We start from the raw sequence: 17,078 nt of genomic DNA, 5'->3' as shown, positions 1-17,078 counted from the left end.
TAAAGATAAAAAATGGCCCCGCCTGCAACAGGCGGAGCCATTTTCGCTCATATTGGCAGGTCAACCCTTACACATTGCGCGGGCGCAGGTGGGCGTGCCAGCGCGCTTCCCACTTTTTGAACAGCCAGACGATGACAAAGGTGAGCAGCATATAGAGCAGCCCTGCGGTCAAAAAGGCCTCGAACGGACTGTAGTAGCGAGAGTTGATGATCCGCGCCGCGCCGGTCAGATCGACGATGGTGATGATGCCCGCCACCGCCGAGCCTTGCAGCATGAAGATCACCTCGTTGCTGTAAGCCGGCAGTGCCCGGCGAAACGAGTTGGGCAAAATGATCCGGGTCAGAGTCTGCCAGCGGGTCATGCCAAAGGCGTTGGCTGCCTCAATCTGGCCGCGCGGCATATTGTGTACCGCCCCGCGCACGATCTCGGCGGTATAAGCGGCGGTATTGAGGGTGAAGGCCAGCAGGGCACAGAACCAAGCTTCGGAGAAGAGCGACCAGGCGGCACTGTTCTTCAGCCACTCCCACTGGGCGGCGCCGTAGTAGATGATAAAGAGCTGCACCAGCAGCGGGGTGCCGCGAAAGAAGTAGATATAGGCCCAGATTGGCCCCTTGATCAGCCAGTTGCGGCTATTGCGCAGGATGCCCATGGGCACAGCCAGCATCAACCCAAGGAGCAGAGAGAGGGCCACCAGCCAGACGGTGGTATAGAGCCCCTCCCAGTAGGTGGGCCACTCTTTGAGAATGATTGAGAAATCCATGGCTTACCTCGTCTTGATGGCGTAATGACGCTCGGCCCACTTGAGCGCCGAGGTGGAGACTGCGGTGAAGATCAGGAAGATTAACGCCACCGCCATGTAGAAGGTGAAGGGTTGCTGGGTCGAGCCCGCCGCCAGCGAGGCTTTGCGCACCATGTCATCGAGGCCGATGATGGAGACCAGCGCGGTGGTTTTCAGCAGTACCAGCCAGTTGTTGCCAAACCCCGGCAGGGCGTGGCGCATCATCTGGGGGAAGAGGATCCGCACAAACACCTGGGTTGCCCGCATGCCAAAGGCCCGTGCGGCCTCCAGTTCGCCTTTGTCCACTGCCAGAATGGCGCCGCGAAAGGTCTCGGTCATGTAGGCGCCGAAGATAAAACCGATGGTCGCGACACCGGCCACAAAGGGGCTGATGTCGATATAGTCCGGCAGCAGGGAGACCCACTCCTGATTGGGATTACTCTCCAGCAACCAGCTGTTGTAAGTCTCGTTGACCCAGGTGCAGATGCCGTTGATCAGCACCTGGCCGCCAAAGAAGAGCAGCATCATCAGCACCAGATCGGGGATACCGCGAATAATGGTGGTGTAGCCGGTGGCGATGGCCCGGGCCCACTTGTAGGGAGAGAGTTTGGCCAGCGCCCCCAGCATCCCCAGCAGCAACGCCAGCAGCAGGGAGGCCAGCGCCACTTCCAGGGTGACCCAGGCGCCCTCCAGCAGCGAGGCTTCGTATCCTTTCAAATCAAACATATGCAGCTCCATCGCCACTGAATCTTCACGTACCTGCTAACCAGAAGGCTCCATAGCAGTCCGAATGAAATATGTGCAGCTCCATTGCAATCAATGCGGGCCCGTAAACTCCCTCAGGGAGGTGACGGGCCCGATGACTACTGACGGGATCAACCTGTCGTTACTTGCCGTAGACGTCTTTGGACTTACTCGCCGTAAACGTCTCTTTGTTTTACTCTCCGTAAACGTCGAACTCGAAGTACTTGTCGTTGATTTCCTTGTACTTGCCGTTGGCACGCAGCGCCAGAATGGCGGCGTTGAATTTCTCTTTCAGATCCTTGTCAGCCTTGCGCACCGCAATACCGGCACCCTCGCCAAACCACTTGGGATCAGTCAGTTTCGGGCCGACGAATTCGAAGGCATCACCCCCCTCTTTCTTCAGCAGACCGTCGGTGATGGCGGCAGAGTCGGCCAGCACATAGTCCACACGACCGGATTTCAGATCGAGATAGGCTTCATCGGCGGTGCCGTAACGCTTGATGGTGGCATTGGGGAAGTTGTCGGTAATAAAGGTATCCATGGAGGTTGCACGCTGCACCGCGACGGACTTGCCTTCCATAAAGGCTTTGTCGAGCTGCACATCAGTGCCCTTCTTGGCGGCAAAGCGGGCAGGAATGTGCTGGTACTTCTGGGTGAAGTCCACCTTCTTCTTGCGCTCTTCGGTGATGTCCATGGTGGCGATGATGGCGTCAAACTTGCGCGACAACAGCGCCGGAATGATGCCGTCCCAGTCCTGCTTGACCAGGGTGCACTTCACTTTCATCTCTTCGCACAGGGCGTTGGCGATGTCGATATCAAAACCTTTCACCTCGCCACTGGGCTCGGTCCAGGAGAAGGGGGGATAGGCACCCTCAACCCCGATCCGGACCTCTTTCCACTCCTTGGCCATCAGGCTACCGGACGCGAGGGCAGTAACTACGGCTGTCGCCAGCATCAGCTTGTTCATGTATCTCTCCTTGATAAAACAGTTGATTGGGTAACCAGGCATCCCGCCATCAGTAGATGGAGGAGATGAATTGCTTGAACCGCTCGGATTTGGGATGGGCGAAAATCTCCTTGGGGTTGCCCTCCTCTTCCACGCGCCCCTGATGCAGAAACATCACCTTGTTAGATACATCCCGGGCAAACGACATCTCGTGGGTCACCACCAGCATGGTGCGCCCCTCTTCGGCCAGCTCACGCATCAGGCCGAGCACCTCCCCTACCAGCTCGGGATCCAGCGCCGAGGTGGGTTCATCGAACAACATCACCTCGGGCTCTACCGCCAGCGCACGGGCAATGGCGGCCCGCTGCTGCTGACCACCGGAGAGGTGGCCGGGATAGTAGTCGCGCCGCTCCCAGAGTCCAACCCGGTTGAGCAGTTGCTCTGCCTTGGCCAGTGCTTCGGCGCGAGGCACCTTGAGCACCTGGATTGGCACTTCGATGATGTTCTGCATGATGGTCATGTGTGACCAGAGATTGAAACTTTGAAACACCATGGCCAGTCGGCTGCGGATCCGCTCAACCTGACGCATATCCTCGGGCAACCGCTCGCCTGCACGGCTGGTTTTCATCCGGATCAACTCGCCATGGAGCGAGACGGTGCCGGATGAGGGGGTTTCGAGCAGATTGATACAGCGAAGAAAGGTCGACTTCCCCGAGCCCGAGGAGCCGATAAGGGAGATCACATCCCCCTTGTGGGCGGTCATGTCGATGCCCTTGAGCACTTCGTGGGTGCCAAAATATTTGTGCAGATCACGTACTTCCAGTGCGGCAACGTCGCTCATCCATTACAACCTTGTCTGTCCCTAGACGCCGCAGGGGGCGTGACTCAACCATCGTCCATTTAACAAAAAGTTAACCGATGGCAACCTTCAGCGAAAATATCACCCGGATAGTGAAAAAACAATACAGAACGAGGGTCTTCAGGGGATTCGCTCTATTTTTATTCGCCCTTTGCGTATTTTTCAGCACTTTGTTTGCATAAACAGCCGTTTCAATGGCTGTTCCGATACCGCCTTTTTATACCCCAATCATATCAGTGGCAAGAGAAAAGCGTGATGTGTGCCAAACCGGCACCAAAATGGCTTTATGCACCCCCTTGCCGAGCGAAATATCGGCCCCCCGATTGGATCAACTTGATTTCATTGGTGCACTCGGGCTCGCACAGCACCTTATCAAACAGAGAGGTTGTGGCAAAAAAGTAACAATCTGCCCCCAAAAGGGCTGTTTTCGGCCATGAAAGCGATAGATATGTGACACAGAGCCAATAAGTAATGATAAGGTGGTGTTTTTATCAGTTTTTGTGATCGAGGCCTCGATGCTGCTCAATGTGTTGCTGATCCTGTTGCCACTGGCAATCGGCTATCTGGTTACCCTCTCCTCTGCCCGACTGATCAAGCTGGTCAACCAGAGTCTGGGCAAGATGGTCTACCTCATTCTGTTTCTGATGGGGCTCGGGCTTGCCTATGTGGAGAACCTGGGCAGCAATCTGGCGGTGATCTTCAAGGTCGCCGGGGTGATGCTCACCGCGATCACGGTCTGCAACCTGCTGGCCCTCTGGTGGCTCGACAAACGCACGCCGCCGACCCACGAGGCGAGCGATGCCAAGATGCCGGGCAAGTTGCACCTGTTGTGGGAATCCCTGCAGCTCTGCTTTGTGGTGCTCGGCGGCGTGCTGCTGGGTCTACTGGTGGATCTGCGCGCACTGCCCATCGACAAGTGGAGTGAGTGGGCCCTGATGCTGCTGCTGTTTCTCATCGGGGTGCAGATGCGCAACTCCGGCATGCGGCTGCGCCAGATCCTGCTCAACCCCTGGGGGATGAAAATCGCCGCCACCGTCATCCTCAGCAGCTGGCTGGGCAGCCTGCTAGCGGCCCAATTGCTGGGGATGCCCTTTGCCCATGGTCTGGCGATGAGCTCGAGCTTCGGCTGGTATTCGCTCTCCGGCATTCTGGTGGCCGACAAACTGGGGCCGGTGCTCGGTTCTGCTGCCTTTATCAACGATCTTGGGCGTGAGCTTATCGCCATTCTGATCATCCCGGTCCTGATGCGACGCCACCCCTCGGCAGCCATCGGTTATGGCGGCGCCACGGCGCTGGACTTCACCCTGCCGGTCATCCAGAAATCAGGGGGCATTCAGGTGGTGCCGGTGGCCATTGTCTCCGGCTTTATCCTGAGCCTGCTCGGCCCCATCCTGATCCTCGGGTTTCTGGCGCTCTAAGCCTGATTCCCACATTGCAGATAAAAAAGCCCGACCTTGTTGTCGGGCTTTTGCTGTTTGGAGCAACCACGCACTCGCACTGGCTGCGATATTGCCCGCAGCCTTATTCGCGCCACAGGCCGCCGCTCATCACCCTTTCGATAGCAAACGTCCGGTCGTGCACCAGCAGCAGATCCGCATCCTGCCCGACCCCGATACGCCCCTTGCTGCCAAGCCCCAGCGCCTGTGCCGGATTGCTCGTCACCGCGGCCAACGCCCTCTCCAGCGAGACACCGAGCCGGGTCGCGCGCACACACTGCAGCCACAGGCTGACAATCTGACCACAGCGCATCTCGATTAGCCGCCCTTCGCCATCAAAGCGCGGCAGGCTGGCGTTGGCATCCGAGCTGAAGGTGATGCGATCGGCAGGCACGTTGGCAGCCAGCAGCTCGAGAAACGCATCGGCGGCAAGCCGCTCGCCATCCTCCAGCAGATCGGGAAAGCTCGAGGTGGTGAGGTCGACCCAACCTCCCGCCTTGCCCCACTCGATGGCCTCGGCAAAGAGCCAGGGGTTGCGGTTGCAGTGAGTGGGATAGAGCTGGCGCAGCGGAATATCGGTCTCATCGCGAAGAGCCCTCAGGGGGGCCAATGCCCCCTTGCCATCCCCGACATGAAAGAAGCTGATCCCGCTCTTGCCCGCAAGCAGCCCGGCTACTCGCGCCTCGCTGGCAAGCCTGGCCAGCTCATCGTGGGTCGGCGCGCTGGATCTGTGGTCACTGATGGCCACCTCCCCCACCCCCAATACCTCGGGGATCAGGATGATGTCCGACTCCACCGTGCCGGTCAGGGTCTTGACCGGCAGATGGTAGGAGCCGGTATACATAAAAGCGCTCACCCCGGCGGCGCGAAACTCGCGCACCTTGCCGAGCACCTGCGCGGGAGTGCGGGTCAGGCTGTCGGTGCCAAGCGCCGCCACCAGGGTGGTGACGCCGGCCTTGAGCGCCTCGCTCGCCGCCAGTTCCGGGGTGCGAAAAGCAAAGCCCCCCTCACCGCCACCGCCGGTGATATGGGCCAGCGGATCCACCAGCCCGGGTACCAGATAGCGGCCACGACCATCGACCCGATGCAGCGGCCAGTTTGTGGGCACCGTCAACCCCTTGCCCATCCAGGCGATACGGCCATCAGCCACCAGCAGATCCTGCTGGCCAAGGTGGGAGGGGCTGAAGATCTCGGCCCCCTCGATCAGGGTCAACATGGCGATCCTCCTTGCACGATTGTCGCTTGCCCAATGAAAAGAGAGGGAGCAAGCTCCCTCCCCCCGTCAACCACCATATATATCGTACTTGAAGTACTTCTGGTTGATCTGCTGATAGGTGCCGTTGGCACGCAGGGCCTTGATCGCCTCGTCCAGCTTGCCCTTGAGCTCCTTATCGCTCTTGCGCACGGCGATCCCCATGCCATCACCAAACCACTGGCGATCGGTCAGGGCGGGCCCCACATAGTCGAACTGGTCGCCCCCCTCTTTGCCAAGGAGCCCCTGCTCAATGGCAGAGGCATCGGCCAACAGGGCCAGCACCCGACCCGCTTTCAGATCGAGATAGGCCTCATCGGCATTGCCGTAGCGGACGATGGTGACATTCGAGCCAAAATTGTCGGTCAGGTACTTGTCGTGGGTGGTGGCACGCTGCACACCGATGCGCTTGCCCGCCATGCCTTCCGGGGTCAGCGTCAGCTCTGTCCCCTTGGCCGCCACAAAGCGATTGGGAATATGGGCATATTTCTCGGTGAAATCGACCTTCTGGCGCCGCTCGTCGGTGATCGACATGGCGGCGATGATTGCGTCGTATTTACGCGACAGCAGGGCCGGGATCATGCCGTCCCAATCCTGCGCCACCAACTCGCACTTGACCGCCATCTGCTTACAAAGGGCGTTGGCGAGGTCGATATCAAACCCCTTGATCTCGCCCGACGCATCGGTCCAGGAGAAGGGCGGGTAGGCCCCCTCCACCCCGAAGCGCACGGTTTTCCACTCCTTGGCCATGGCGGGGGTGGCCAGCAGGCTGGCAACAAACAGGGCTGAGAGGGTCAGTCTGATCTTCATCATGAGTACTCCATTACATAAAAAGCGCACAGGCGCGGACAAGGCATCGCAGGCGAATACATGCGATGACCAAAAGCGGCAAAATCTGGATGAGTGAGATCACGCCCGAGCGGGCGTCAGTGAACTGCTCCAGAGGTTCGATCTATTCGTCGAACCACTCGGAGAGATAGAAAGGCTTAAAGTAGAAGGCCAGAAAAAAGCCTCTGGCTTTGCGCATCATGGTAGTTTGTCGCGTCCTGTGACAAAGATGGCAATCACCTTAGCACGCCCGAATTTTGCCCGGCAAGAGGCAGCCGCAGGGCAGTAGCAAAATCCCGATCATGGTCAAGGCGGGCGGGATCCGTTAGGCTCGAAGCACCTTGCCATCCCATAACAGACCCACAGCGACCGATGAATTTTCTGGCCCATCTCCATCTGGCTGCCCATACCCGAAGCTCCCTCACCGGCAATCTGCTCGGCGATTTCGTCAAAGGCACGCTGCCCACGGGGCTTGCCGCCCACTTCGATGAGGGGATCTGGTTGCACCGCAAAATTGACGCTTTCACCGACGGCCACCCCGAGCACAAGGCGGCCGTCGCCTGTTTCGAGGCCCCCTGGCGCCGCTTTGGCGGCATAGTGGTTGATATGATCTACGACCACTGGCTGAGCCTGCACTGGGGACTGTTCAGCACCGAGCCCCTGCCCCGCTTCCTGCAACGCAGTTATGAGCAGCTATTGGCGGATCACCCACGCCTGCCGGATGGACTGCCACTCCCCCTCAAACGGATGGCCGAGCAGAACTGGATCGCCTCCTACCGCCACAGGGAGGGGCTGGGGCAAGCGCTAAATGGCATCGGCCGCCGACTGCGCCGCCCGGTACAACTGGGAGAGGCGCTGCTGACCCTCGATGAGTCGCAGTGGCAAACATGCGAGGCGGGATTTCTGCGCTTCTATCCCCAGCTGATGGACTTTAGCCAGCAGCAGCTGGCCCAATATCGGGCAGCCCAAGGGGCACAGTGATCCCTCTGGATAAAGCAGCTTCCCCATAAAAAAAGCCCCTTGCGGGGCATTTGTCATCAGTTGGCTTCGTCTTTCTTTTTGCGAATGCTTAAGCCCAGCTCCCGACCACGCAGTCGGGCGTAATAGATGGTGCCGACAAAGGCGAGAGTGGTGAAGACCAGCTCCACCACCGCCAGCCACCGCTCCCCCTCATCCGTGGTGATCAGGGTGAGGGCGTGGAGGAAATAGGGCATCAACACGAAGTTGCCCCAGGCGTGGGTGTAGGGATTGCCCTGCACTATCCCCTTGAGAGGGAAGAGCAGCGGCACCGTCCAGATCACCGGCAGCAGCCAGGGGTTGAGGTCCGGGTGGGGTGACAGCCACAGATGCCAGAGGATGACCCAGCCCAGCAGGCCGAAGAAGCCGACCAGAGTCAGCCAACGTGCGAAGCGGGTGCTCACTTGAGGATCTCCAGCACCTGCTCCGGCGGGCGACCAATACGGGCCTGACCATTCTTGATGACGATGGGGCGCTCGATCAGCTTGGGATGCTGGTGCATGGCGCGGATGAGGGCATCACCGCTGACATCGGCCAATCCCAGCTCCTTGTAGAGCTCCTCCTTGGTGCGCATCAGCTGGCGGGGATCGTTAAAACCAAGCAGAGAGAGCAGGTTGCGGATCTCATCTTCGCTCGGGGCCTGCTCCAGATAGAGCACCACATCAGGGGCGATCCCGTGCTGTTCCAGCAGGGCCAGGGTTTCGCGACTCTTGGAGCAGCGCGGATTGTGGTAGATTTGGGTCTCGCTCATGGTAACTCCCTGATTAATCGCAAGATGGGATTAGAAACGGCGCTATTGTAGGGGAAAGTGATGGTCAGGGTAAGCGGCAGTGGAAAGGAATTGAAACGAATTTGTTGGCTGATTGTGGCTGGCCTGCTGGGCGCCTGCACACCCGCCCCCGAATTTACCGATGCAACAGGGAAGTCGGTCAGCCTGCGCCACTTTGCCGGCAAGCCGATCCTGGTCAACTACTTCGCCCCCTGGTGCGCTCCCTGCCTGCGGGAGATGCCGCGCCTCAACAGGCTGGCAGCGGAGGGCCAGATCACAGTGCTGGCCATCAACTACGACCCGACCACGCCAGCAGAGCTGGACAAGCTGGCTGCGCAGTATCACATCAAGGTGCCGCTCCTTATTGCCAATGAAGATGCCTGGCTCCCCTTCCCTCGCCCAAGCGGCCTGCCCACCAGCTATCTGCTCGATAGCGAGGGCAAGCTCAAGCAGACGCTGGTCGGTGAGCTCGACCAGCAGCAGATCGAGATGCTCAAGGCGACCGCCAGCAGCATGAGTCACTAGCCCGTCGCTCTATCAACCTCACCAGCATCAACCTCACCGACATCAACGCCACCGCCATAAACAACAAGGGCGCACCATAGTGCGCCCTTGTTTGATAGGTTTCGTTAGCCCTTGAGGCTGTCGAGATCCTTCTTGGCCCGCTCCAGCTCGGTGATGCGCGCCTCCAGACGAGCCAGGGTCATCCGATCGCTGGTGGTACCGCGTGCCACGATCAGCTCGTCGATGGCCGCCTGATAATCCCCGCGCAGTGCGAGCATCTCGGCCCGCGCCATATGCAGCTCGGTCATTCTGCCCGCCTTGCGATAGGCATCGGCCAGCAGGTTCCAGGCCAGATTGTTCTCCTCATGGGCACGGGCATAGGGGTCGAGGATGGCGATGGACTTCTTGTAGTTGCCGCTCTCGAGGTAGGCGTTGCCGAGATTGACCACCACCACTTCGTTATCCGGCATCCGGCTGCGGAACTTCTCGAGGCGCGCGATGGCCTGGGCACTGCGCCCCTTGGCCAGATCGATGTCGGTCTGGGCATCGACGATAAAGAGATCTTCCGGATGACGGGCCGCCAGCTCCTGCATCAGGGTATCCGCCTCGTCAGTGCGCTTGAGCTGGATCAGCGCCAGTGCCTTGCCATAGATGGCGGCATCCTTGAGCGGGTAATCCCCCTTCTGGATCCGGCTATCGAAGTAGCTCAGCAGCCCCTGAGGGGTATCGGTACCAAAACGCACCTGAATCCGCACCTTGGCCAGCCAGAAGTCGAGACTGGGCGGCAAGTCGCGGCGACCATAGCTGCCCGCCCGAGCGCGGGCCTCGCTAATCCGGGTCTCCGGCAGCGGGTGAGTGAGCAGCATTTCCGGCGGCTTGCTGGCGTAACGGTATTCGGCAGCCAGTTTCTGGAAGAAGTTGGCCATCCCCATGGGGTCGAAACCGGCATCATAGAGGGTCTTCATGCCGATGCGATCCGCTTCATATTCGTTGTCGCGGGTGTAGTTGATGGCAGACTGCATGGAGAGGCCCAGCGTGGTCTGCAGCGCGGCGATACCGGCAGTCGGGTTGATCACGGCCAGCGCGATGGAGCCCACCAGACCGGCCAGGGTCACCGCCGAGCTGCTCGCCTGCGCCTCCATATAACGGGCGATATGGCGCTGGGTCACGTGGGTGATTTCGTGGGCCAGTACCGAGGCGAGCTCGCTCTCGCTGTCGGCGTAGAGGAATAGACCAGTGTGCACCTTGACTCGCCCGCCGAGGAAGGCGGCCGCGTTAATGCTGGGATCATTGATGAGGAAGAAGGTAAACGGGAAACGCACCCCATCGGCGTTGGTCAGCAATCGCTGACCCAGATCATCAATGTACTGGCTCAGCACCGGATCATCGATGATCGGCAGACCCGCACGGGCAAAGCGCATAAAAGCGTTGCCGTAACGCACTTCCTGCTCGATGGGCAGGGCAGCAACCCCGGCCGTGCCGATGTCGGGAAGCTGATTGTTGGCCTCGGCATGAAACGTGGCGCCCATCAGGGAAGCCAGCAGGGGAAGCGATGCCATCAGGGGGGAAAAACGTGCCACGTTATCTCTATCTCCATCAGAAAGGGCCTCGGCAGAATACCCTTGCCCATCAAGGGCTACAAGCGTTGTTTCATGCTCTTATCACGGCCATAATAGCGGCCACCTGCCTGATGGAGCCCCCATGGAAATTCTCGACCTGACCCCCTGGCGCTGCCCCGAGCCGCTGATCCGGCTCAAGCTCTGGTTAAGGGAGGCCAAAAGCGGTCAAACCGTCACCATCCGGCTGGCCGATGCGGGCTCCCGGCAGGATATTCCGGCCTATCTGCACCGTCAGGGCCACCATGTCGAGGTGCAGCAAGAAGCGGACAAAACCCTCTCTTTGCAGTTGGTTGTCGGGGCGAAACAACCATCTTGAGCCCCAGTGATGTAAGGATGCCGTCATGTTAGAAGTATTGAAGCGCTGGTATCAGACCCGTTTTTCCGATCCCGATGCCGTTACCCTTTTTCTGTTGCTGGTGTTCTGCTTCACCATCATCTGGCTGTTTGGCGATCTGCTGGCCCCCCTGCTGGTGGCGCTGGTAATGGCCTATCTGCTGGAGTGGCCGGTCGCCCGGCTGCAAAAAGCGGGGCTGTCGCGCACCCTGGCCACCAGCGTCATTCTGATCCTCTTTATTGCGGTAGCAGTCGCCTCCTTGCTGGGTCTTATCCCGACGCTGGTCAGTCAGGGGATCAATCTGGCCAAAGAGGCGCCGGCTATGCTGACCCACGCTCAGGATTATGTGCGCACCCTGCCGGACAAATACCCCGAGCTCATCGACGTCAGTCTGGTGGAGACCGTCATCGACAATATTCGCCAGCGCATCCTCAGTGGCGGCGAGCATCTGGTGAGCGCCTCCCTCAGTTCGCTGGTCAACGTGGTCGCCATCATGATCTACCTCATTCTGGTGCCGCTGATGGTCTTCTTTATGCTCAAAGACAAGCGGGTACTGATGGGTAGCCTGCGCCGCTTCCTGCCGCGCAACCGCACCCTGGTCAACCGGGTGTGGGTCGAGATGAACAACCAGATCATCAACTACATCCGCGGCAAGGTGATCGAGATCCTCATCGTCGGTATCGCCACCTATGTTCCCTTCGCCCTGATGGGACTGCGCTACTCGGTGCTGCTGGCGGTCGCGGTCGGCTTCTCGGTGCTGATCCCCTATATCGGCGCCGCCGTGGTGACCGTACCGGTCGCCATGGTCGCCCTGTTCCAGTGGGGGCTCACCCCGGAGTTCGCCTGGCTGATGGTGGCCTATCTGGTCATTCAGGCCCTCGATGGCAACCTGCTGGTGCCGGTGCTTTTCTCGGAAGCGGTCAATCTCCATCCGGTGGCCATCATCATTGCCGTGCTGGTCTTCGGCGGCTTGTGGGGATTCTGGGGAGTCTTCTTCGCCATTCCCCTCGCCACCCTGGTCAAGGCGGTGATCAATGCCTGGCCAAAACGTGAAGAGATGCCCAGTGCCGCAAAATAACCTGCTTCTCCTGCAATCGTGACAACGGAGTGTCCATGACCTTTTTTCGTCAAATCAGAGCGGCAGGGCTGACGGCCCTGCTCCTCGCTGCCGCCATGCCAGCGCGTGCCGATATCGATCTTGGCGCCATGGATCTGCTCACCAGCGACAGCCCTACCAGCCCGGTGCCACAGGGCTTTGTCGCCGGAGCGGCGCTCATCGGGGGACAAGCCCGCTATGAAGCGCAGGACAACGCCCTCTACGCCATCCCGGGCTTTATCTACTTCGGCGACGACTTTATGTTTCTGGGAGATCGGGCCCGCTACTACTTCCACAAGGATGAGAACGTGGCCCTCTACGGCTATGGCCGGGTCCGTTTTGGCAATCTGGATCCCGAGGACTCTCCGGCCTTTACTGGCATGGAGCAGCGAAAATGGCAGCTGGAAGGCGGGATCGGTGGCAACATCATCACCCCCTATGCCCTGCTGACCTTGCGGGCCAACAGCGATGTCACCGGCCGCAGCAAGGGACAGGAGCTGCTGCTGTGGGCCGATTTCCCCATCCTGCGTGACAACCTGCTGATCATGCCGGGGATGGGGCTGATGCTGCGCAGCGACAAGATGGCCAACTACTATTTCGGCGGCATCTCCGAGAGCGAGGCGACTGCCCAGCGGCCTGCTTGGGATACCGGTACCACCCTCTCCCCGATGACGGCCCTCATCACCAGTTACCGCTTCAGCCCCAACTGGATTGGCATGTTTGCCATGAACTACGAATGGTATGATCGGGACATCAAAAACAGCCCCATCGTCCAGCACGATGGCGAACTTTATGCGGGTTTTGCGCTGGGCTATATCTGGTAACAGTTATGAGTCTTGAACCGTGAGACACGACCAAACAAAAGGGAGCCCTTGGCTCCCTTTTTCACGGCCATCATCAGGCTGGTAGTACAGCCTGCTCAGGCCGCCAATTCAGGCTTACAGCGCCGCCAGAAACCCGGCCAGCTGCTGATTGACGAAGGCCGGATTTTCCAGCGACGAGATATGGCCAGCCATCGGGATCTCCTTGAACGGGCAACCCAGCACCTCGGCCATCAGATAGCCCTCCAGCACCGGACGGGCCTTGTCTTCGCAGCCGGTCATCACCAGTGCGGGAGTGGTGATCTCCTCCAGCCACTCGATACGATCTTCGCGGGTCACAAAGCTGCGGCCCACCGCCACCATGGCGGCAATCTTCTCGTTTGGCCAGGCGGCCAGACGCGCCTTGAAATCGGCCAGCAAGTCGGCATCGGGCTGGTTGGCAAAGAAGATAGGCGCCACCTGTTCGATGATGGGTGCAGGAATTGAACCAAGCTGCTCGATCGCAGCGAGCATGCCGAGGTAGCGCTCGCAGGTGATCTGCGGTTCCAGGCCGACAAAACTGTCCATCAGCACCAGACCCTTGAGGCGGTTTGGCACCATGCGCGCCAGCTCAACCCCCCACATGCCGCCGATGGAGAGGCCCACCAGTACGAACTCGTCAACCCCGAGGGCATCGAGCAGCGCCAGGTGATCCCGCGCCAGCGTCGCCAGGGTGCAGCCACCTTCGGGGAGCAGGTCGGAATCACCGTGGCCCCACAGCTCGGGAACGATGCAGCGATAGCTGCCCTTGAGCGCCTCAATTTGCGGCGCCCACATGGCGCTGTCCCACAGATAGCTGTGACCAAACAGCAGTACCGGCCCTTGTCCTTCATCCAGATAGGCCATCCGGCGGCCCGCTATCTCCATAAAATGCTTCATGTTATCTCCTGTTGCCAGCGATGGGCGGGCAGTGTATCACGTCCCCCTTGGCAGGTGACGCCTCCCTGGTGCAAGCTGACAGTGACTCAAAGAAGTCACCCATGAAAGGATGCCAAAAGGAGAAGCCTATGGCGAAGGAGAAGAGCAAGAAGCGGCCGCGTCTGGACAAGAAGTGCTACGAGCACCACCTTGCCCATCTGCAGGAGGAGCTGGTCAAGCTGCAGGAGTGGGTCAAGCAGGAGGGGTTAAAGGTAGTGGTACTGTTCGAAGGACGGGACGCCGCCGGTAAAGGGGGCGTCATCAAGGCGATCACCGAACCGCTTAACCCCCGGGTCTGCCGGGTCACGGCGCTGCCCGCTCCCTCCGATCGTGAGCGCTCCCAGTGGTACTTTCAGCGTTATGTCGCCCACCTGCCCGCCGCTGGCGAGATGGTGCTGTTTGACCGCTCCTGGTACAACCGGGCCGGAGTCGAGCGGGTGATTGGATTTTGCAGCGACGCCGAGTATCGCGAGTTTCTGCGCGCCTGCCCCGAGTTTGAGCGGATGCTGATCCGCTCCGGCATCACCTTGATCAAATACTGGTTCTCGGTCAGCGACGAGGAGCAGGAGAAGCGCTTCAAGGAGCGGATCAACACCCCCATCAAGCGCTGGAAATTCAGCCCGATGGATTTGCAATCCCGGTCACGCTGGGTGGAGTACTCCCGCGCCAAGGATGACATGTTCACCTACACCGACACCGAGGATTGCCCCTGGTTCGTGGTGGAGGCAGATGACAAACGCCGTGCCCGCCTCAACTGCATCGCACATCTGCTGAGCAAGGTGCCCTACGAGGCGATCCACTACGAGCCTATCAAGCTTCCCCCCATCAAGACCGAAGGGTATGAGCGCCCGCCGCTGGCCAGCCAGACCTTTGTGCCCGATATTACCGCCGAACTCGAGGCCTGAACCGGGTTACCTTGCCTATCTGCATGTTCAGATCGCAGGCAATAAAAAGCCGGTCTGACGACCGGCAAAAAGGCATTGATTATTAAGAAAGGAAAACCAGCACAACAAAAAATCAGGTACGGATATATTTGGCAGTACGGGGGAACGCCTGCTCCTTGGCATCGAACAGGTAGCAGGCTTCGGCCGGGATACCCACGCTGTAGGTCTGACCGGTCGCCACATCCACATCCGAGGTGGCCTTGACGGTAAAGTCGTGACCATCCACATCCATATAAACGAAAGACTCGGCACCCAGGTGCTCGGCCACCTGCACGATCCCGCTCACCTTGCTGTGCGCATGGGGGTGATCCAGCGGCATCAGATGCTCGGGGCGAATACCCAGCTCCACCTTGTCACCCACAGCGCCACTGCGGGCATCGACCCGGGCACGCACGGTATCGCCAGAGGTCAGCTTGACCAGGCACTCCTGCTCGCCAATCTCCAGCAACTCGCCCGCCAGGAAGTTCATCTTGGGAGAGCCGATAAAGCCCGCCACGAACTTGTTGTCCGGGTTGTGGTAGAGATCCAGCGGTGAACCGAACTGCTCCAGGTTGGTGGCAGCTTCGGCCTTGAGCGGGCTCAGCACAACAATCTTGTCGGCCAGGGTCATCGCTTCCACCTGATCGTGGGTCACGTAGATGATGGTGGAGTTAAGCTCTTTGTGCAGCTTGGCGATCTCGATCCGCATCTTGACCCGCAGCGCGGCATCCAGGTTGGAGAGCGGTTCGTCAAACAGGAACACCTGCGGCTGCTGCACGATGGAGCGACCGATGGCGACACGCTGACGCTGACCACCGGAGAGCGCCTTGGGCTTTCTGTCCAGCAGCGGCTCAAGACCCAGGATCTCGGCGGCGCGCATCACCCGCTTGTGGATGTTCTCCTTGTCCATCTTCTTGAGCTTCAGACCAAAGGCCATGTTCTCGTAGATGTTCATATGCGGATAAAGGGCGTAGGACTGGAACACCATGCCGACGTTGCGCTCTACCGGCGGCACGTCGTTCATGTAGCGACCGCCGATGGTCAGCTCACCGCTGGTGATGTCTTCCAGACCCGCGATCATCCGCAGCAGGGTGGATTTACCGCAGCCGGACGGGCCGACGAAGACGATGAATTCGCCTTCCTTGATGGAGAGGTTGATGTTGCGCAGGGTGTCCTTGTGAACAGCCGGATCGTAATTTTTGCGAACGTTGTTGAGTACTACTTCAGCCATGACGAGCTCCGCTCTTGAATCTTTGCAAATCGTGATAGCGGGGGGAGTCAGCTCCCCCGGCCATAAACTTAACCTTTCACACCACCAGCAGTCAGACCGCCAACCAACCAGCGCTGTGCCAGCAGGAACACCACTGTGATGGGGAAACCGGAGAGCACTGCGGCCGCCGCGAAATCACCCCACAGATAGTTCTGCGGATAGAGGTACTGCTGGGCCCCGACCGCCAGGGTCAGATTGTTCACATCCTGCAGCAGGATGGAGGCCATGGGCACCTCGGTAATGGAACCGATAAAGGCCAGAATAAATACTACCGCCAGGATGGGCACCGACAGGGGCAACAGGATCAGACGGAATGCCTGCCACGGGGTCGCACCGTCGATGGCCGCCGCCTCCTCCAGGGAGGAGTCGATGGTCTCGAAGTAGCCCTTGATGGTCCAGACGTGGAGGGCGATACCACCCATGTACGCCAGGATCAGGCCACCGTGGGTATTGAGACCCAGCCAGGGGATGTAGTCACCAATCTTGTTAAAGAGCGCGTAGATGGCTACCAGTGCCAGCACTGCCGGGAACATCTGGAAAATCAGCATGCCCTGCAGGATGGTGGACTTGCCACGAAAACGCAGGCGGGCAAAGGCGTAGGCACAGGTGGTGGAGAGCGTCACGATCATCAGGGCAGTGATGCCGGCGATCTTGATGGAGTTCCACAACCAGGTCAGCACCGGGAACGGCGGCGGCGTGATGCTGCCGTCGGCGTTGGTGATGGACATGCCCAGCGCCAGCTTCCAGTGATCCAGCGTCGGATTGGAGGGGATGATCTCCCCTACCGCGAAGTTACCGTTACGGAACGAGATGGCGATAACCATGATCAACGGGAAGATGATCAGCGCCAGGAAGCCCCACATGACCAGGTGGGTTGCCCACACCCGGTATTTGACTGATTTGGGTTGTACGATTGCCATGTTGA

19 protein-coding genes are annotated in these 17,078 nt (G+C 59.6%); 7 read left to right on the top strand and 12 right to left on the bottom strand.

What is annotated here, in order from left to right; translation table 11 throughout:
- Window positions 1–67 precede the first annotated feature (67 nt).
- The 4 genes from ACTG2S_RS09985 to ACTG2S_RS09970 form a co-directional block, all read right to left on the bottom strand.
- Window positions 68–760: an ABC transporter permease gene (locus tag ACTG2S_RS09985; RefSeq protein ID WP_058053806.1), complete on the bottom strand. Its 693-nt coding sequence runs from the start codon at window positions 758–760 to the stop codon at window positions 68–70.
- Between the two features lie 3 nt (window positions 761–763).
- A complete protein-coding gene (locus tag ACTG2S_RS09980; RefSeq protein WP_005352911.1) occupies window positions 764–1,504 on the bottom strand; it encodes an ABC transporter permease in 741 nt (246 codons plus the stop codon).
- Between the two features lie 211 nt (window positions 1,505–1,715).
- Entirely contained in the window at window positions 1,716–2,489 is a 774-nt protein-coding gene (locus ACTG2S_RS09975) for an ABC transporter substrate-binding protein (protein WP_005337307.1), read from the bottom strand.
- Window positions 2,490–2,538: 49 nt separating this feature from the next.
- On the bottom strand, window positions 2,539–3,309 hold the full coding sequence (locus ACTG2S_RS09970) for an ABC transporter ATP-binding protein (RefSeq protein WP_005337310.1): 771 nt from the start codon (window positions 3,307–3,309) through the stop codon (window positions 2,539–2,541).
- Window positions 3,310–3,842: 533 nt separating this feature from the next.
- Between ACTG2S_RS09970 and ACTG2S_RS09965 the strand changes: the two genes are divergently transcribed.
- Window positions 3,843–4,745 (top strand): lysine exporter LysO family protein, encoded by a 903-nt coding sequence (locus ACTG2S_RS09965; RefSeq protein WP_274160435.1) that lies wholly within the window; start codon window positions 3,843–3,845, stop codon window positions 4,743–4,745.
- A gap of 103 nt (window positions 4,746–4,848) precedes the next feature.
- On the opposite strand, the gene iadA is transcribed toward ACTG2S_RS09965, so the two are convergent.
- Window positions 4,849–5,979: a beta-aspartyl-peptidase gene (iadA, locus tag ACTG2S_RS09960; protein WP_274160392.1), complete on the bottom strand. Its 1,131-nt coding sequence runs from the start codon at window positions 5,977–5,979 to the stop codon at window positions 4,849–4,851.
- A 66-nt stretch (window positions 5,980–6,045) separates the two neighbouring features.
- Window positions 6,046–6,828, bottom strand: a complete 783-nt coding sequence (locus ACTG2S_RS09955) for an ABC transporter substrate-binding protein (RefSeq protein WP_376890803.1) — start codon at window positions 6,826–6,828, stop codon at window positions 6,046–6,048.
- Window positions 6,829–7,215: 387 nt separating this feature from the next.
- Between ACTG2S_RS09955 and ACTG2S_RS09950 the strand changes: the two genes are divergently transcribed.
- Complete coding sequence (locus ACTG2S_RS09950; RefSeq protein WP_019445363.1) at window positions 7,216–7,824, top strand: ACP phosphodiesterase; 609 nt, start codon at window positions 7,216–7,218, stop codon at window positions 7,822–7,824.
- A gap of 56 nt (window positions 7,825–7,880) precedes the next feature.
- Here the strand turns inward: ACTG2S_RS09950 and ACTG2S_RS09945 are convergent, their stop codons facing one another.
- Both ACTG2S_RS09945 and arsC read right to left on the bottom strand, forming a co-directional pair.
- Window positions 7,881–8,264 (bottom strand): DUF2069 domain-containing protein, encoded by a 384-nt coding sequence (locus tag ACTG2S_RS09945; RefSeq protein ID WP_005333836.1) that lies wholly within the window; start codon window positions 8,262–8,264, stop codon window positions 7,881–7,883.
- Window positions 8,261–8,611, bottom strand: coding sequence for an arsenate reductase (glutaredoxin) (gene arsC / locus ACTG2S_RS09940; protein WP_128835936.1), 351 nt, complete (start codon window positions 8,609–8,611; stop codon window positions 8,261–8,263). The genes ACTG2S_RS09945 and arsC overlap by 4 nt, the downstream gene beginning before the upstream one ends.
- A 60-nt stretch (window positions 8,612–8,671) precedes the next feature.
- On the opposite strand from arsC, the gene ACTG2S_RS09935 reads away from it, so the two are divergent.
- Window positions 8,672–9,154, top strand: a complete 483-nt coding sequence (locus tag ACTG2S_RS09935; RefSeq protein ID WP_265776368.1) for a TlpA family protein disulfide reductase — start codon at window positions 8,672–8,674, stop codon at window positions 9,152–9,154.
- Window positions 9,155–9,258: 104 nt separating this feature from the next.
- On the opposite strand, the gene ACTG2S_RS09930 is transcribed toward ACTG2S_RS09935, so the two are convergent.
- Window positions 9,259–10,713, bottom strand: coding sequence for a beta-barrel assembly-enhancing protease (locus ACTG2S_RS09930; protein ID WP_005333848.1), 1,455 nt, complete (start codon window positions 10,711–10,713; stop codon window positions 9,259–9,261).
- A gap of 121 nt (window positions 10,714–10,834) precedes the next feature.
- On the opposite strand from ACTG2S_RS09930, the gene ACTG2S_RS09925 reads away from it, so the two are divergent.
- The 3 genes from ACTG2S_RS09925 to ACTG2S_RS09915 are packed head-to-tail and all read left to right on the top strand — an operon-like array spanning window position 10,835 to window position 13,006.
- Window positions 10,835–11,068, top strand: a complete 234-nt coding sequence (locus ACTG2S_RS09925; RefSeq protein WP_069529159.1) for a sulfurtransferase TusA family protein — start codon at window positions 10,835–10,837, stop codon at window positions 11,066–11,068.
- A 25-nt stretch (window positions 11,069–11,093) separates the two neighbouring features.
- Window positions 11,094–12,164, top strand: a complete 1,071-nt coding sequence (locus ACTG2S_RS09920) for an AI-2E family transporter (protein WP_005352935.1) — start codon at window positions 11,094–11,096, stop codon at window positions 12,162–12,164.
- Window positions 12,165–12,199: 35 nt separating this feature from the next.
- A complete protein-coding gene (locus ACTG2S_RS09915) occupies window positions 12,200–13,006 on the top strand; it encodes a MipA/OmpV family protein (RefSeq protein WP_274160391.1) in 807 nt (268 codons plus the stop codon).
- A gap of 114 nt (window positions 13,007–13,120) precedes the next feature.
- Here the strand turns inward: ACTG2S_RS09915 and ACTG2S_RS09910 are convergent, their stop codons facing one another.
- A complete protein-coding gene (locus ACTG2S_RS09910; RefSeq protein WP_274160390.1) occupies window positions 13,121–13,921 on the bottom strand; it encodes an alpha/beta fold hydrolase in 801 nt (266 codons plus the stop codon).
- Window positions 13,922–14,049: 128 nt separating this feature from the next.
- Between ACTG2S_RS09910 and ppk2 the strand changes: the two genes are divergently transcribed.
- Window positions 14,050–14,865, top strand: a complete 816-nt coding sequence (gene ppk2, locus ACTG2S_RS09905) for a polyphosphate kinase 2 (protein ID WP_439982411.1) — start codon at window positions 14,050–14,052, stop codon at window positions 14,863–14,865.
- 112 nt (window positions 14,866–14,977) lie between these two features.
- Here ppk2 and ACTG2S_RS09900 read toward each other — a convergent pair whose 3' ends face one another.
- Together ACTG2S_RS09900 and malG are read right to left on the bottom strand one after the other, a co-directional pair.
- Window positions 14,978–16,114 (bottom strand): ABC transporter ATP-binding protein, encoded by a 1,137-nt coding sequence (locus ACTG2S_RS09900; RefSeq protein WP_005333867.1) that lies wholly within the window; start codon window positions 16,112–16,114, stop codon window positions 14,978–14,980.
- Between the two features lie 68 nt (window positions 16,115–16,182).
- Window positions 16,183–17,073 carry a maltose ABC transporter permease MalG gene (malG, locus tag ACTG2S_RS09895; RefSeq protein WP_005333868.1) on the bottom strand — a complete coding sequence of 297 codons (891 nt, stop codon included), beginning with the start codon at window positions 17,071–17,073 and terminating at the stop codon, window positions 16,183–16,185.
- Between the last annotated feature and the right edge of the window lie 5 nt (window positions 17,074–17,078).

This window comes from Aeromonas sp. 82P, from assembly GCF_051919365.1.
GTDB lineage: Bacteria > Pseudomonadota > Gammaproteobacteria > Enterobacterales > Aeromonadaceae > Aeromonas > Aeromonas veronii.
Note: the sequence above shows the minus strand (reverse complement) of the source record. Positions and strands in the feature narration are given on the sequence as shown.

Excerpts from the sequence above, each read along its gene's own strand:
- ACTG2S_RS09985 (WP_058053806.1), bottom strand. The coding sequence starts at position 760 with ATGGATTTCTCAATCATTCTCAAAGAGTGGCCCACCTACTGGGAGGGG.
- ACTG2S_RS09980 (WP_005352911.1), bottom strand. The coding sequence starts at position 1,504 with ATGTTTGATTTGAAAGGATACGAAGCCTCGCTGCTGGAGGGCGCCTGG.
- ACTG2S_RS09975 (WP_005337307.1), bottom strand. The coding sequence starts at position 2,489 with ATGAACAAGCTGATGCTGGCGACAGCCGTAGTTACTGCCCTCGCGTCC.
- ACTG2S_RS09970 (WP_005337310.1), bottom strand. The coding sequence starts at position 3,309 with ATGAGCGACGTTGCCGCACTGGAAGTACGTGATCTGCACAAATATTTT.
- ACTG2S_RS09965 (WP_274160435.1), top strand. The coding sequence starts at position 3,843 with ATGCTGCTCAATGTGTTGCTGATCCTGTTGCCACTGGCAATCGGCTAT.
- iadA (WP_274160392.1), bottom strand. The coding sequence starts at position 5,979 with ATGTTGACCCTGATCGAGGGGGCCGAGATCTTCAGCCCCTCCCACCTT.
- ACTG2S_RS09955 (WP_376890803.1), bottom strand. The coding sequence starts at position 6,828 with ATGATGAAGATCAGACTGACCCTCTCAGCCCTGTTTGTTGCCAGCCTG.
- ACTG2S_RS09950 (WP_019445363.1), top strand. The coding sequence starts at position 7,216 with ATGAATTTTCTGGCCCATCTCCATCTGGCTGCCCATACCCGAAGCTCC.
- arsC (WP_128835936.1), bottom strand. The coding sequence starts at position 8,611 with ATGAGCGAGACCCAAATCTACCACAATCCGCGCTGCTCCAAGAGTCGC.
- ACTG2S_RS09935 (WP_265776368.1), top strand. The coding sequence starts at position 8,672 with ATGGTCAGGGTAAGCGGCAGTGGAAAGGAATTGAAACGAATTTGTTGG.
- ACTG2S_RS09925 (WP_069529159.1), top strand. The coding sequence starts at position 10,835 with ATGGAAATTCTCGACCTGACCCCCTGGCGCTGCCCCGAGCCGCTGATC.
- ACTG2S_RS09920 (WP_005352935.1), top strand. The coding sequence starts at position 11,094 with ATGTTAGAAGTATTGAAGCGCTGGTATCAGACCCGTTTTTCCGATCCC.
- ACTG2S_RS09915 (WP_274160391.1), top strand. The coding sequence starts at position 12,200 with ATGACCTTTTTTCGTCAAATCAGAGCGGCAGGGCTGACGGCCCTGCTC.
- ACTG2S_RS09910 (WP_274160390.1), bottom strand. The coding sequence starts at position 13,921 with ATGAAGCATTTTATGGAGATAGCGGGCCGCCGGATGGCCTATCTGGAT.
- ppk2 (WP_439982411.1), top strand. The coding sequence starts at position 14,050 with ATGGCGAAGGAGAAGAGCAAGAAGCGGCCGCGTCTGGACAAGAAGTGC.
- ACTG2S_RS09900 (WP_005333867.1), bottom strand. The coding sequence starts at position 16,114 with ATGGCTGAAGTAGTACTCAACAACGTTCGCAAAAATTACGATCCGGCT.
- malG (WP_005333868.1), bottom strand. The coding sequence starts at position 17,073 with ATGGCAATCGTACAACCCAAATCAGTCAAATACCGGGTGTGGGCAACC.